Annotated in this window: 14 protein-coding genes and 2 tRNA genes; 4 read left to right on the forward strand and 12 right to left on the reverse strand. The window is 70.5% G+C overall.

What is annotated here, in order from left to right; genetic code table 11:
* Positions 1-35 precede the first annotated feature (35 nt).
* A tRNA-Phe gene (locus AB0L91_RS15195) sits at positions 36-109 on the forward strand.
* Between the two features lie 57 nt (positions 110-166).
* Here AB0L91_RS15195 and AB0L91_RS15200 read toward each other — a convergent pair.
* The 8 genes from AB0L91_RS15200 to AB0L91_RS15235 form a co-directional block, all read right to left on the reverse strand.
* Positions 167-349, reverse strand: a complete 183-nt coding sequence (locus AB0L91_RS15200) for a DUF1508 domain-containing protein (protein WP_355271016.1) — start codon at positions 347-349, stop codon at positions 167-169.
* A gap of 87 nt (positions 350-436) precedes the next feature.
* Positions 437-1,117 carry a TetR/AcrR family transcriptional regulator gene (locus AB0L91_RS15205; protein ID WP_357346329.1) on the reverse strand — a complete coding sequence of 227 codons (681 nt, stop codon included), beginning with the start codon at positions 1,115-1,117 and terminating at the stop codon, positions 437-439.
* Positions 1,118-1,133: 16 nt separating this feature from the next.
* Entirely contained in the window at positions 1,134-2,117 is a 984-nt protein-coding gene (locus tag AB0L91_RS15210) for an NADPH:quinone oxidoreductase family protein (RefSeq protein WP_365010285.1), read from the reverse strand.
* Positions 2,118-2,129: 12 nt separating this feature from the next.
* On the reverse strand, positions 2,130-3,167 hold the full coding sequence (locus AB0L91_RS15215; RefSeq protein ID WP_365010288.1) for a phosphotransferase family protein: 1,038 nt from the start codon (positions 3,165-3,167) through the stop codon (positions 2,130-2,132).
* A complete protein-coding gene (locus AB0L91_RS15220) occupies positions 3,160-3,942 on the reverse strand; it encodes an SDR family oxidoreductase (RefSeq protein ID WP_365010289.1) in 783 nt (260 codons plus the stop codon). The genes AB0L91_RS15215 and AB0L91_RS15220 overlap by 8 nt, the downstream gene beginning before the upstream one ends.
* A complete protein-coding gene (locus AB0L91_RS15225) occupies positions 3,942-5,162 on the reverse strand; it encodes an acyl-CoA dehydrogenase family protein (protein ID WP_365010292.1) in 1,221 nt (406 codons plus the stop codon). The genes AB0L91_RS15220 and AB0L91_RS15225 overlap by 1 nt, the downstream gene beginning before the upstream one ends.
* 115 nt (positions 5,163-5,277) lie before the next feature.
* Positions 5,278-8,493: a carboxyl transferase domain-containing protein gene (locus AB0L91_RS15230; protein ID WP_365010295.1), complete on the reverse strand. Its 3,216-nt coding sequence runs from the start codon at positions 8,491-8,493 to the stop codon at positions 5,278-5,280.
* The gene (locus tag AB0L91_RS15235) at positions 8,490-9,113 is read right to left on the reverse strand and encodes a TetR/AcrR family transcriptional regulator (RefSeq protein WP_365010298.1); all 624 of its coding nucleotides are present in this window, start codon (positions 9,111-9,113) and stop codon (positions 8,490-8,492) included. Before AB0L91_RS15235 ends, AB0L91_RS15230 begins: the two co-directional genes overlap by 4 nt.
* Positions 9,114-9,233: 120 nt before the next feature.
* Here AB0L91_RS15235 and AB0L91_RS15240 point away from each other — a divergent pair.
* Positions 9,234-9,307 (forward strand) — tRNA-Asp (locus AB0L91_RS15240).
* A 51-nt stretch (positions 9,308-9,358) separates the two neighbouring features.
* Here AB0L91_RS15240 and AB0L91_RS15245 read toward each other — a convergent pair.
* From AB0L91_RS15245 to AB0L91_RS15255, 3 genes are read right to left on the reverse strand one after another with little or no spacing between them, the layout of a single operon-like run.
* Entirely contained in the window at positions 9,359-10,393 is a 1,035-nt protein-coding gene (locus AB0L91_RS15245; protein WP_365010300.1) for a hypothetical protein, read from the reverse strand.
* Between the two features lie 9 nt (positions 10,394-10,402).
* Entirely contained in the window at positions 10,403-11,677 is a 1,275-nt protein-coding gene (locus AB0L91_RS15250) for a hypothetical protein (protein ID WP_365010303.1), read from the reverse strand.
* Positions 11,677-11,985: a hypothetical protein gene (locus tag AB0L91_RS15255; RefSeq protein WP_357346338.1), complete on the reverse strand. Its 309-nt coding sequence runs from the start codon at positions 11,983-11,985 to the stop codon at positions 11,677-11,679. The genes AB0L91_RS15250 and AB0L91_RS15255 overlap by 1 nt, the downstream gene beginning before the upstream one ends.
* Positions 11,986-12,139: 154 nt before the next feature.
* Between AB0L91_RS15255 and AB0L91_RS15260 the strand changes: the two genes are divergently transcribed.
* Together AB0L91_RS15260 and AB0L91_RS15265 are read left to right on the forward strand one after the other, a co-directional pair.
* Positions 12,140-12,823 (forward strand): GAP family protein, encoded by a 684-nt coding sequence (locus AB0L91_RS15260; protein WP_365010305.1) that lies wholly within the window; start codon positions 12,140-12,142, stop codon positions 12,821-12,823.
* Between the two features lie 124 nt (positions 12,824-12,947).
* Complete coding sequence (locus AB0L91_RS15265) at positions 12,948-13,667, forward strand: polyprenol monophosphomannose synthase (protein WP_357346340.1); 720 nt, start codon at positions 12,948-12,950, stop codon at positions 13,665-13,667.
* Positions 13,668-13,723: 56 nt separating this feature from the next.
* Here AB0L91_RS15265 and AB0L91_RS15270 read toward each other — a convergent pair whose 3' ends face one another.
* Positions 13,724-14,164: a DUF6069 family protein gene (locus tag AB0L91_RS15270; RefSeq protein ID WP_365010308.1), complete on the reverse strand. Its 441-nt coding sequence runs from the start codon at positions 14,162-14,164 to the stop codon at positions 13,724-13,726.
* Positions 14,165-14,184 lie beyond the last annotated feature (20 nt).

Consider the following 14,184-nt stretch of genomic DNA (forward strand, 5'->3'; position numbering starts at 1 on the left):
GCGCTTCGCGTATGGCATTCCGTACGGGTGCCTGCGGCCAGGTAGCTCAGTTGGTACGAGCGTCCGCCTGAAAAGCGGAAGGTCGCCGGTTCGATCCCGGCCCTGGCCACTCAGGAAGACCAGCCTTTCGGCTGGTCTTCACTCATTTCCGGGCTCGGTAGCGAGGCTAGGTCGTGAGGTCGACGAGTGCGGCGCCCGCGGCGTTGGTCTGCACCGAGGAGATGCCCTTCTTGGCCGCGTCCTTGGACTCGTAGGCCTGCGACTGGGCGATGATCTCGTTGTTGCCCGCCTTGAGCCGCCACCGGAACTTACCCGCCGCGTCGGCGAAGATCTCGAACTTTCCTGCCATGATCGGGCCCCGCTTTCGTTCGAAGGGAAAACGCGCCTACCAGCACAGAATAGGCCAGCGGTGCGGCCAGGCGGGGGATTCGCCGCGTCAGCGGGTGGTGGGCATGCGCAGGGCGTTCACCCACAGGCGGGTGACGGTGTAGACGATGTCCTCGAGCGGGCGAGGCTCGCCGTCGAGGTGTCCGTCGGCGACGACGAAGTAGTGGAAGGCCAGGCGGCTGACCATGCCGGAGAGGGCTCGCGAGGTGAGCATCGGGTCGAGCTCGGGGTCGGCGAGGCCGCGTTTCTGCAGGTCGGCGATGCTGCGGGCGTTGCGGTGGATGAAGGCGTCGGCGCGGTTCTGGCGCAGCTTGCTGAACTCGGGATCGATATTGGCGACCTGTTCGAGCAGGCCCATCAGCTTGGCGTTGCGCCGGTAGGCCTCGAAGTAGGCGCGGTTGCTCGCCTCGACGATCGACGCGGGGTCGTCGTCGCCTGCCACGTGCCGCATGCCGGGGTGCAGCATGTCTTCCTGGGCGTGCTCGAGGATGGCCGCGAAGATCTCCTCCTTGCCCGCGAAATAGGTGTAGAAGGTGCCCGAGGAGCACTTGGCTTCCTGGGTGATGTCGACCAGCCGGGTGTCGAGGTAGCCCAGCCGTTCGAAGACCGTGCGGCCCGCGTCGATCAGGGCCGACCTGGTTCGCAGGCCACGCGGGGTGGCGGGTAGCTCACGCAGCAGCGAAGTGCGCGCCATCGAGGGCGGCGCGCCTTCGCTGTCGGTGTGGTCCATGCAGTATTTATAGCGCTCAGGGCTGGAACACGACGCGGCCGACCGTGCTGCCGTCGCCGAGCCTGCCGAGGCCGTCGGGCACGTCGGCCAGCGAAAGCCGCTCGCTGATCAGCGGTTTCAGCTGACCGGCGGCGGCCAGCCGGGTGAGTTCGGCGTGGCAGTCCGCGATCGCCTGCGGGTTGTACTGCTTGTACAAGCCCCAGTGCAGGCCGATGATCGAGTAGTTCTTGATCAGCGCGTGGTTGAGCGCGGGCTGCGGGATGGTGCCGCCGGCGAAGCCGATCACCAGGATGCGGCCCTCGAAGGCGACGCACTTGGTCGACTTGGCGTAGGCGTCGCCGCCGACCGGGTCGTAGATCACGTTCGCGCCGCGGCCGCCGGTGAACTCCTTCACGATCGGCACGAAGTCCTCGGTGCGCCGGTCGATGACGAGGTCGGCGCCGAGCCGACGGCAGTACTCGGCCTTGTCCGGCCCGCCGACCACGCCGATGACGGTCGCGCCCGCGGCCTTGCCCAGCTGCACGGCGGTGCTGCCGACGCCGCCCGCGGCCGCGTGCACCAGCAGGGTCTCGCCCGGCTTCAGCTGGGTGCGCCGGTGCAGCGCGAACCAGCTCGTCTGGTAGCCGATGGACAGCGCGGCCGCCTCGGCGTCGTCGAGCGCCGCCGGAGCGGGAAAGACGTTGTCGGCGTCGAGGACCGCCAGTTCGGCGAACGCGCCGCCCGGCAGGGTGGTGGTGCCGACGACCCGGTCACCGACCGCGCACCGGGTGACATCGGCGCCCACCGCGACCACCGTGCCGCACAGCTCCACCCCGGGCGTGAACGGCAGCGGCGGTTCGAGCTGATACTCCCCGCGGCACAGCAGCACATCCGGGAAGTTGGCGGGCGCGGCCAGCACGCGCACCAGCACCTGGCCCGGGCCGGCGACGGGGTCGTCGATGTCGTCGAGCCGCAGCACCGCGCGCGGTTCGCCGAGCTCGTGCAGCTGCCAAGCCTTCATGATGACCTCCTGCTAGATTCCGGCGTCGTCGGCGACGTCGCGGGCCAGACGCAGTACGGCGTCGAGGCGTTCGGTCGTCGGCGCGCCCGCCGCGGCCTTGTTCTCGGGGTTGTCCAGCGCGCGGCGCAGCACGCCCTCGCCGATGATCGCGAGCTTCCACAGGCCGAGGACCTGCCAGTACTTCAGCGCGGCCGGGTCGCGGCCGGTCAGGTCGAGGTACTGGCGGGCCAGCTCGGCGCGGTCGGGGAAGCCGTCGAGCGTGGACGCCGGGAAGTCACCGGCGATGAGCTCGCCGGGCTCCGCCCAGTAGGCGAGCATGCTGCCCATGTCGGCCAGCGGGTCGCCGAGGGTGGACAGTTCCCAGTCGAGCGCGGCCGTCACCGCGCCCGTCTCGCGCGAGGTGATGACGTTGCGAAGGTGGAAATCGCCGTGTACCAGGCAGACCTCGGTCTGCTCCGGCACCGCGGCGGTGAGCCTGCGGGTGAGATCGTCGAGCTCGGGCAGGTCCCTGGTCTTGGACCGTTCCAGCTGACCGCTCCAGCGCTTGAGCTGACGCGGCGCGTACGGGGTATGCGCGGCCAGATCGGCCAGGCCGACGGCGGCCGGGTCGACCGCGTGGATGCGCGCCAGCGTTCGCGGCAGGGATTCCGCGATCGCCCGGCGGCGCTGCGGCGTCAGCGATTCCACGATCGGCATGGTGTCGACCACCTGCCCGTCGACGTACTCCATCAGCACCAGCGGCGCGTCGACCAGCGCCGGATCGGTGAGCACGCCGAAGATCCGCGGCACCGGCACCTCGGTGGACTCGAGCGCGGCGATGATCCGCGCCTCACGCACCACATCGTGGGCCGAGGCCAGCAGCTTGCCGAGCGGCGGCCTGCGCAGCACCCACCGCCGGTCCGCGGTGTCGGTGACCAGGTAGGTCAGATTCGATTGGCCGAGCCCGATCCGGTCGAAGCGCAGTGGTGCCGCGCATTCGATGCCGAGGCTGCCGAACCAGCTGGTCACCACGGCCGGGTCGATCCCGACGACTGCTCGTGTGTCAGACACCGATCGACGCTCCGCTCCGGAACAGGGGCGCGTCGCCGAGGCGCTGTCCGCCGTCGATCACCAGGATCTCGCCGGTGATCCAGCGCGCCGCGTCGGACACCAGGAACGCGACGGCGTCGGCGATATCGCCGGGCTCACCGATCCGGTTCAGCGCGATGCTGTGCGCGACGGCGTCTTCCTTGTCCTTCCACAGCGCCTCGGCCAGCTTGGTACGGACCACGCCGGGCGCGATCGCGTTGACGCGAATCGCCGGCGACAGCTCGAGCGCCATCTGCTTGGTCAGGTGGATCAGGGCGGCCTTGGCCCCGTTGTACATGCCGATGTTCGGGTCGAGGACCAGCCCGCCGATCGAGGCGTTGTTCACGACGGCGCCGCCGTGCTCACCCATCCACGCCTCGGTGACCAGCGACGTCCACAGGATCGGCGCCCACACGTTCACGTCGAAGGTCTTGGCGAACCGGCCGTGGTCCTGGCCGACCACCGGGCCGTAGGCGGGATTGGTGCCCACGTTGTTGACCAGGATGTCGACGCTGCCGAAGTGCTCGACGGTCAGTTCGACGCATTTTCGGGCCGCCGCCTCGTCCGTGGCGTGCGCGCCGACGCCGATGGCGTTGCCGGTCACCTGCGCGGCGGCCGCGTCGGCCGCCTCCTTGGTCCGCGCGGTCAGCACGACATTGCCGCCCGCCGCCGCGATGGCCTGGGCGATCGCCAGCCCGATGCCGCGGGAGGCACCGGTGACGATCGCGGTGCGACCGGTCAGATCGAGTGCGGTCATCAGTTGCTCTCCTTGCCGCGGTACTTGCTCAGTTCCTGGCGCGCGATGGCGCGCTTGTGCACCTCGTCCGGGCCGTCGGCCAGCCGCAGCGAGCGCAGCTGGGCCCAGGCCAGCGCGAGCGGGAAGTCGTCGGTGACGCCGCCCGCGCCGTGCACCTGGATCGCGCGGTCGAGGACCTCGAGCGCGATGGTCGGCGCGGCGACCTTGATCGCGGCGATCTCGGTGCGGGCGGCCTTGTTGCCGACGGTGTCCATCAGGTGCGCGGCCTTGAGCGTCAGCAGCCGGATCATCTCGATATTGATCCGCGACTCGGCGATCCAGTCCTGGATATTGGCGTTCTCGGCGATCGGCTTGCCGAAGGTCACCCGCGACAGCGCCCGCTGACACAGCATCTCCAGCGCGCGTTCGGCCATGCCGATGCTGCGCATGCAGTGGTGGATGCGGCCGGGCCCGAGCCGGGCCTGGCTGATCGCGAAACCCTCGCCCTCACCCTTGAGCACGTCGGTGACCGGCACCCGCACGTCGGCGAAATCGATCTCGGCGTGGCCCTCGCGCTCCTGGTAGCCGAACAGCGGCAGGCCGCGCAGGATGGTCACGCCGGGGGCGTCGATCGGGACGACCATCATCGACTGCTGCCGGTGCGGCGCTGCGGTCGGATCGGTCTTGCCCATCACGATCAGGACCTTGCAGTTGCGGTGCAGGGCGTTGGTGGCGAACCACTTGCGGCCGTTGAGTACGTACTCGTCGCCGTCGCGCACCATCGCCAGTTCCACATTGGTGGCGTCGGAGCTGGCCACGCCCGGTTCGGTCATCGCGAACGCGGAGGCCATGGTGCCGTCGAGCAGCGGTTCGAGGTACTTCTTCTTGTGCTCCTCGGTGCCGAACAGCTCGAGCACCTCCATGTTCCCGGTGTCGGGGGCGTTGCAGTTGCAGGCCTCCGAGGCGAGATGGCTGCGGCCCATGATCTCGGCGAGCGGCGCGTACTCGAGGTTGGTCAGGCCGGGGCCGCGACCGGGGTGCGGGTGGAAGAGGTTCCACAGGCCGCGCCGCTTGGCCTCGGCCTTGAGCTCCTCGAGGATCGGCGGCTGGAAGTGCGGGTCACCGGACTCCCGCATCTGCTCCTCGTAGACGGGTTCGGCGGGGTAGACGTGCGCGTCCATGAAATCGAGCAGGTCGGCGCGGTATTTCTCGGCGCGCTCGGAGAGATCGAACAGCGACATGGGTGCTCCCGATGATCGGCGGTGACTTGTCAGCGAACTTATTAGAAGTTGACGTCAACTTCAAGTCTGTTCCGTCGACGCCGCCCAGGTGGGGTGGCCGAGCTGGGCGGGTGGCCTACGGCCGGACCAGGGTGGCGATCCAGGCGCGGGTGTCGGCGGGGTCGATGACGTCGTCGAGTTCGAATCCGGTCGCCGCGGTGAGCGCCTTGCCCTGCTGATAGGCGAGGGTGAGCAGCTGCTGGAACAGGGTCTCGCGGGCGGCCGGGTCCGCGGCGGCGGCCAGCTCCTTGCGGAAGCCGAGGCGCACCGCGCCCTCGAGCCCCATCGGCCCGATCTCGCCGGTCGGCCAGGCGACGGTGAAGTCCGGCGCGCGGAAGTGCCCGGCCGCCATCGCCATCGCGCCGAGGCCGTAGCCCTTGCGCAGGATGATCGTGCCGAAGGGGACGCTCAGCCGGGCGCCCCGCACGAACAGGTCGCTGAACCGGCGCACCGTCGCGGTCCGCTCCGCATCCGGGCCGACCATGAATCCCGGTGTGTCGCACAGGGCGACGACCGGGAGGCCGAACGCCTCGCACAGCCCGAGGAAATCGCCCATCTTGTCGGCGGCCTCGGCATCGATGGCGCCGCCGAGGTGATGACTGCTGTTGGCCACCAGGCCGAACGGCACGCCGTCGACCCGAATCAGCGCGGTGACGATGCCGACCCCGTAGTCGGAGCGCAGTTCCAGGATCGAGCCGAGATCGGCGATCGCCTCGATCGCGCGGTGGATGTCGTAGGCGCGCAGGCGGTTCTCCGGCACCACGTGCCGGGCCAGGCGCGGGTCGGGCGCCGTGTAGTCCGCGATCGGGCCCTGGAAATAGCCGAGGTACTGCGTGGCCAGCGCGACCGCGTGCGCCTCGTCGCGGGCGACCAGGTCGACCACGCCGTTGCGCCGCTGGACCTCGATCGGCCCGATGTCCTCGGGGCGGTACACACCGAGCCCGCCGCCCTCGATCATCGCCGGGCCGCCCATGCCGAGGTTGGCGTCGGGCGTCGCGATGATCACGTCGCAGACCCCGGCCAGGGCGGCGTTCCCAGCGAAGCAGCGCCCGGACACGATCGTCACCAGCGGCACCTGCCCGCGCAGCGCGGCGAGCGCGCGGAAGGTCGGCACATCCAGGCCCATGCCGGTCACGTCGGTGTCGCCGGGCCTGCCGCCGCCGCCCTCGGCGAACAGCACCACCGGTACCCGCTTGCGGGCGGCCAGGTCGAAGGCGCGGTCGGTCTTGGCGTGATTGTTCTTGCCCTGGGTGCCCGCGAGCACGGTGTAGTCGTAGGAGACCACCACCGCTTCGGCGGCCGCCTTGCCGAAACGGTCGGCGCCGATGGTGGCCAGTCCGGTGACCAGACCGTCGGCGGGGGTGTTGGCGATCAGGTCTTCCTCGGTGCGCCTGCTGCGCTGGGCGGCGACGGCCAGCGCGCCGTATTCGACGAAGCTGCCCGGGTCGACCAGGTCGGCGATGTTCTCCCTGGCCGTGCGGCGGCCGAGCCCGTGCCGCTTGGCCACCGCGTCCGGGCGGGATTCGTCCAGCGTGCCGAGGTGGCGGGCGCGGATCTCGTCGACATCGGCGCGCGAACGGCCCGGGTCCAGCTCGGCGTGCGCGCGGTCGGCGGCGTCGGCGCCGGTGCGGCTGACGATCACCAGCGGATCGCCGGGCGCGACGACCTGGCCCGGGTGGACCAGCACCCGGACGATTCGCACGGCGGCCGGTGCGGCGAGCACGTGCTGCATCTTCATCGCCTCGAGCACGAGCAGCTGCCCACCGGCCGCGATCTCGGCGCCCTCGCCGGTCACCTCGACCACCGTGCCCGCCAGCTGCGCCCGCACCGCTTCCTGTCCCGGATACAGCTCGACCGCGGCGATCGCGATCTCCGGCCGCCCGGCATCGGCCGCCGCGACCAGTGCGGGCAGGTGCTCGCCGAGATAGCCGGTGGTGACTGTGCCGGTCTGGAATCGGCGGTCGCCGAGGACTTCCCGTAGGAAGCCGAGATTGGTGCGCGGGCCGTCGACGGTGAATTCGGCCAGCGCGGTGGCCGCCTTGCGCGCGGCGGCGGGGAAGGAATTCCCCCGGGTGCGCGTGATGACCTTGGCCAGCAGCGAGTCGTAGCGCGGGCTCGGGGTGAGGCCTGGACGGCCGAAGGTGTCGACGCGCACGCCGGGGCCGGTCGGTGGGGCGAACGCGGTCAGCGTGCCCGCGGTCGGGACGGCCGACCCGTCGGCCGTCATCGTCTCCATGTTCACCCTGGCCTGGATCGCGATGCCGTCAGCGGTGGCGGGTGCGCCGTCGGATCGCGTTCCGTCGGAGACGATTCCGTTCGGCAGGCCCAGCTCGGCGAACGCCGCCCCCCGGGCGATGGCCAGCTGTACCGCCACCAGGTCGACACCGGTCACCTCCTCGGTGACGGTGTGCTCCACCTGGATTCGCGGATTCACCTCCAGGAAGACGAATCGCTCACCGGTGACCAGGAATTCGACGGTGGCGAGCCCGCGATAGCCGACCCGCGCGCACAGCCGGGCGGCCGCCTCGTGCAGGCTCCGGCGCAGGTTGTCCGAAAGTCCCTGCGCCGGGGCGATTTCGAGCAGCTTCTGATGCCTGCGCTGCACACTGCAATCCCGGTCGCCGAGCGCGAGCGCGGTGGTGCCGTCACCGGTAGGCGCGGCGACGATCTGCACCTCGATGTGCCGGGCGTCGGCGAGCAGTGCCTCGGCGAACACCGCCGGGTCGCCGAAGCCGAGCTCGGCCTCCGCGGCGCACTGCTGGTAGGCGTCGTCGATCTCCGCGGCCGTGCGGACCACCCGCATGCCGCGCCCACCGCCACCGGCCAGCGCTTTGATCATGATCGGGCCCGGCTGGGCCGCGAAGAACGCGCCGACCTCGGCGAGCGTGCTCGCGCCGTCGGTGGCGGGCAGGACGGGGACGCCCGCGGCGACAGCGGTGCGCCGGGCCGCGGACTTGTCGCCGAACAGGTCGAGCACGGCGGGGTCGGGGCCGACGAAGGTGCGCCCCGCCGCCGCGCACGCCCTGGCGAACTCGGCGTTCTCGCTCAGGAAGCCGTAGCCGGGATGGATGAGCTCGGCACCGGATTCCTTGGCGGCGGCCAGGATCGCGGCCTGGTCGAGATAGGGCGCCGGTCCGGCGCCGACCAGGCCGATCGCCTCGTCGGCCGCGTGCACATTCGGATTGTCCGCGTCGTCCTCGGCGTAGACCGCCACGGTGCGCAGGCCGAGTTCGGCGGCGGTGCGGATGATGCGCAGGGCGATCTCGCCGCGATTGGCGATCAACAGGGTCACGTGGCGTCCTCGATGTCGGCGAAGCCGATCAGCCGTTGGGCGATGGCGATGTGGTCGGTGACGAACTGTTCGCGCTGGTCCGGGCGGGCGCGGGCGGCGCCGATCAGCAGTGCGTCGGAGAGGGTTTCGACAATGCGTGGCAGCGGCGCGCAGGGGTCGATCTCGCCCTCGACACGTTCGAGAAACGCGGTGAACCGGTGCCGCAGGCGCTCGCGCACCCGGGTCCATTGCGCGCCGATCGCCGGGTCGACATCGGCGCGATGCTCGATCAACGTCACCAGCGCGCCGTTGGCGAACACCGCCGCCGCGAAAGCCCGTGTGGTGGCGGCGATGACCGTCACCGGTGCGGTGACCTCGACGTCGACCACCAGCTGCGCGTCCAGGAACCGCGCGCACACCCGCTCGGTGATCGCCTGGAACACCTCGTCTTTGGAGGAGAAGTACGCGTAGAACGTCGCCCGCGAGACCCGTGCCCGCGTGGTGATCGTCTCCACCGAGGTCTGGTCGTACCCGAGTTCGGCGAAGCACCCCGCCGCCGCGTCGAGCAGCTCGCTCCGCCGCGGCCCGGCGCTGTCCTTGCGCGCCGACCTGGCCCGTTGCTGCGCCTCGCTGGTGGTCACCGCTCGAGTGTCGTTGACATTGACGTCAATGTCAACGCTCGGTCGACCGGCCCACCTGCACGATTACCGCCCGAACCCTTCCACGGGGTACAGTCCAGCCTCGTTGTAGCGATACATCACGGCCCTGTGGCGCAGTTGGTTAGCGCGCCGCCCTGTCACGGCGGAGGTCGCGGGTTCGAGTCCCGTCAGGGTCGCAACGAGATCCCCTCACCGATCATCGGTGAGGGGATCTCGCGTTTCCGGGGTCAGCGGCGGTGGTCGATGCTGGTGATGCGGTAGCGGCCGGGGGCCACTTCGGCGGTGCGCATGGTCTGCTGGATCTTCTCGATGGCGGTGTCGCCGGGCCACTGCTGCTGCACGGTGACGTTCCAGACGGTGGGGTCGGTGGAGTCGGCGCGGGTGATGTGGATGCAGTACTTGACGCCGGTCGGGAAGGTGGAAATACCTGCGGCCAGGGCTGATTCGTCGCCGACGTGGGCATCGTCGGTGACGTAGGTGCGGGCCTTGGCGGCGTCGCGGTCGACGTAGTAGCTGTACTCGAAGCCGAGGATCGCGCCCTGCGGGGTGGCGGTGTCGCCGCGTTCGGCGCTGATCGTGATGGACTGGCTGCGGAAGGATTCGCAGCCGGCCACCGCGTGCCCGGGCAGTGGCGGAACGGTGGTCGCGGTGGATCCCGTTGTCGGCGAACCGGACACGGACGCCTGTTTCGCCGCGACCGGCTTGTCGCCGGAGCCGAGGAAGATGTTCGCCGCCAGGCCGAGCACGACCACGAACACGAGCGCGCCGACGATCCCCTTCACCGCGGCGGCGGCTTTCGCCCGGCCGTTGGGGTCGTCGTAGCGTTCGTCGTCGTACTTCTTGCGCGGCCTGCGCGCGATCGGCCCGCCACCGCCGAAGTCCTTGAGGCGCGGCAGGACCGGCATCTCGACCCGGTCACCGCTCTGTTCGGTCGCGGTGGCGGTCGCCCAGTCGTTCCAGTCGACATCGTCGGTGCGGTGCGGCGTCTCCTCGGCGGGCGCCTCGTCGTTCCAGTCGTTCCAGTCGCCGGTGAACCCGTCCTCCTCGGCGGCGGTGCGATAGATCGGCTCGGTCGGCGCGGTGGCGAGCTGGCCGTCGGCCTCGTCGTAGTGCTCCGGCTCCGGCGGCGGCCACGTCTCGGGATTGGTGCCGATGGTCTGCGGTTCTGCCTCGCGCCGCCGCCTGCGTCGCCGTTTGCCCTGCGGACGACGGCGCGCCGGATCGGCGGGCGAGGAGAAATAGGCTCCGAACGGATTGTCCATCCGGTGGCCTTACGCGGTCGCCGGGACGACTCCCGGCTGCCCGTGCTTGGGCGCGGCCGACGGACGCTCGCTCTCCTGATCCTGTTGCGGACGGCTCGCCGGCGGAATCACGCCGGTCTGGCTCGGCTGCTGCTGCGCGGGCGCGGGCGCGGCGGGTGCCTGCTGCGGCTGCTCGACGACGGGTGACTGGCCCGAGGGTGCCGGTGTCGACGGGGCCGCGGGGGCGGGCTTGGTCGACGCGCCGTTGTTGTTGTTCGACGGCTCCGGCTTGGTGGTGGTGTCGCCGTTGCCGAGCCCGGCGAACAGGCCGCCGGAGTTGCCGCCGCCGTTGGTGGACGGTGTGGTCGGCGACGGTGTCGTGGTGGCCGGCGTGGTCGCGGTGCCGTCGGTGCCCGTGCCGGTGACATTCGCGGCGAGGGTGTCGATGCCGGTGGTCGCCAGGTCCGCGCCCGCGTCGATGCCGTGCATCGCGACCTCGGCGATCTTGTCGATCAGGTGCGTGCCGAAGGTGACGCCCGCGTCGATCGCCGCGGTGCCCAGCGCGACGCCACCGTCGATCAGCGCCTCCTGCAGCGCGATCTGGGCCGCCGTGGCCGGATCGGTCGTGGTGGTGTCGGTGTCGATGGTGTTCGTCGACGTGCCGCCGGTGCCGAGGACGTAGACCCCCGGCGACACCTCGACCGCGCCCGGCGGCACGGTGACGCCGTTGGTGCCGCCCAGATCGGAGGTGAGCTCCTTGGTGTTGCGGGTGTGCTCGTCCATCTCGGTGCTCGCGGTCCCGACGACGGTGACGGCCTCCTCGATCGCCTCCTCCGCGAGCTCGACGATCGCGTCCAGGTTGTTGCCGTTCACCGCGGGCGCGGCGGCCTTCGCCTTGGCGCGGAAGTCGGCGATGATCGCGTCGACCTTGGCCGCCGCGGTGGACTGGGTCGAATGCGCCTGGCCGAGCAGGGTACTGAGCCGCTGGCCGCGGTCCGCGGCCGCGGACACCTCGGTCGCGGTCTGGCGCAGGGTCGGGGTGGCCGGTGCGGCGGTGTCGGTCGACTCCAGCGCGTACAGGCCGAGCCGGTGCGGGTCCTCGGTCGCGCTGGTCGCGGTGCTCGCGGTGGTCAGCGCGCTGACCACGGTGGCGTCGGGGTCGGCGGAGGTGTTGGAGCCCAGCGATTTCCGCAGTTCCAGCAGCGGCACCTCCAGCAGCGCGACCACCGGCGCGATCTTCGCCTCGGCCTCCTCCTGGGTGATCGTGCTCAGCGTGGTCTCGGTGACCAGGGATTTCGCGCGCATCACGCCACCTCGCTCTCGATCGCGACCAGGTCGCCCGCCAGCCCGGTATCCACCCCGGTGACATCGGCGCCGTACCGGTTCAGGATGTCCTGATACGCGGTGACCAGATTCCCCGCGGTGCTCAACGTCGACGCGTGCGCTCCCGCGGCCGCCGTCCACGCGGCCGCGAATTCCTTCCCGAGCACCCCGAGTCCCGACAGGTCCACCCCCGCCGCCGTCGTCGTGCTGGTCGCCGCTTCTCCGAGTAGATCCGCGACCCGAGCGGCAGCGCGCTGATACGCGTCGAGCGCTGATGGGTCGAATGACATTTCCGCCACGATGCTCTTCCCCTTCACGATCGCGGGTGCTCGTCGGGCACTCCCGGCACGAAAAGCGTAACGAGATCGGCGCGGTTGTGGGTGGTACTGGGTCGGACCCACCGACCGGGACACGCGTGGCGCGGCGAGTAGGGTCGCGGGGGTCATGGGTGTCCTGTTGATCACGTTGCTGGGGTTTGCGGTGGTCGACGCGCTGGATGTGCTGTTGGTGGCGATCACGACGGCGGTGGTGGCGGACAGTCGGCTGGCGCGGCGGTCGCCCGTGGTGGGTGGGCTCAGTTTTCTCGGTGGCGTGTTCGCGGTGTCGGTGGCGTTCGGGATCGCGACGGTGCTCGGGATCGATTTCCTGGTCCGGTTGTTCGACTTCGAGCTGACGCCGGTGCTGCGGTACTGGGGTGAGCTGCTGATCGGGGTGGTGCTGATCGCGGTGGCGGCGTTGCCGATGGATACGACGATGAGCGGCGGTGGGCGCTGGGTCCGGCCGGTGCGGAAGTATCCGTGGCTGATGGGGGTGGTCGGGGTCACGCTGGGGCTGGCGAAGGTGCCGACCTCGGTGCCGTACCTGGCCGCGCTGGCGCTGGTGTCGGCGCAGCGTCCGCTGCCGGTGGTGTGGCCGTTGATCGTGGTCGTCTATTGCGCGATCGCGCTGCTGGTGCCGCTGGTGGTGCTGGCGCTGGCCCTGCGCGAGACCCCGCGCGCCCGCCGGGTCTATCGGCTGCTGGTGCGGTGGATCACCCGCTACGGGCCGCCGGTGGTCCGGGTGTTGTTCGTCGTTTTCGGCGTCGTCCTGGTGGTCGACGCGCTGGTCCACGCCCGCCAGCTGTGGTGACGCGGCCACGGCCGCTCAGGTTCGCGTCAGGTCGATCGAGTACGGTCATAACGAATCGATGACATGCTCGCGCGCCCGTTCGGTGGGGCGCGGGGCGTAACCAGGTGAGCAGGGAGGGCGACCCTTGAGGGTTACCGTTGTTGTGCCGACCTACAACGAGCGGGAAAATCTGCCGGTGGCGGTGGAGCGGCTGACGGCACTGCCGGTTCCCGATCTGCACGTGCTGGTGGTGGACGACAACTCACCCGACGGCACGGGCGAGGTGGCCGACAAGCTGGCCGCCGAGCTGCCGAACGTGGTGGGCGTGCTGCACCGCACCGAGAAGGACGGCCTCGGCCGCGCCTACATCGCGGGCATCACCAAGGCCCTCGACGAGGGCGCCGACGTGGTGATCCAGATGGACGCCGACCTGTCGCATCCCGCCGAGGTGATCCCGGCCATGCTGGAGAAGCTGAGTTCCGCCGATGTCGGCGTCGTGCTCGGCTCCCGCTACGTGCCCGGTGGTTCGACCGCCGCGGAGTGGAAGTGGTACCGCAAGGCACTCTCGGCCTGGGCCAACTTCTACGTGAACCTGATCCTGCGCCTCGGCGTGAAGGACGCGACCGCCGGCTTCAAGGCGTGGCAGGCCGACACCCTGCGCGCGATCGACGTGGCCTCGATCCGCAGCAACGGCTACTCGTTCCAGGTCGAGATGAACTACCGCGCGATCAAGAAGGGCTACACGATCGCGGAGGTGCCGATCCGCTTCGAGGAGCGCACCCTCGGCGCGTCGAAGATGAGCCTGAAGGTGCAGCTGGAGTCGGCGCTGATGCCGTGGAAGCTGCTGTTCGGCCGCTCGGTCTAGGACATACGGCGAAGGGCCCCACCGGTTTTCCGGTGGGGCCCTTCGTCGTCTTCGGACTACCGAGTGGTGATGCTGCGCCGCACGCCCTCCAGGGCGACCACGATGACCGGCACCAGCACCACGTGCATCACCGACAGCGCGATGGTGGAGGCGGTGTCGAAGTCGGCGTCGACGGTCATCGCGATCGTCGCGATCGACAGCAGCGATCCGACGACCGCCGCGACCCGCAGCACCCCGGTCCACAGGTAGGACACCAGCACGGCGACGGTCAGGCCGATCAGCAGCGGCACGGTCGACATGAAGATCACGCCGCCGGGAGCGACGTCCATCACCTTGCCGCCGTCGGTGGTGATGAAGGATCCGCCCGCGGCCGCGCCGATGCCCCAGACGATCAAGTTCGCCACGACGGCGGCGACCACGCCACCCAGCACGGCGACGGGCCGGTTCAGCGCGGGCAGGGTCAGCGAGCGGGTGGCGGAGGCGGTGGTGGTGGTCATGATGTGCTCCCTCATTCGGT

Source organism: Nocardia sp. NPDC051833 (assembly GCF_040681225.1).
Classification (GTDB): Bacteria; Actinomycetota; Actinomycetes; order Mycobacteriales; family Mycobacteriaceae; genus Nocardia.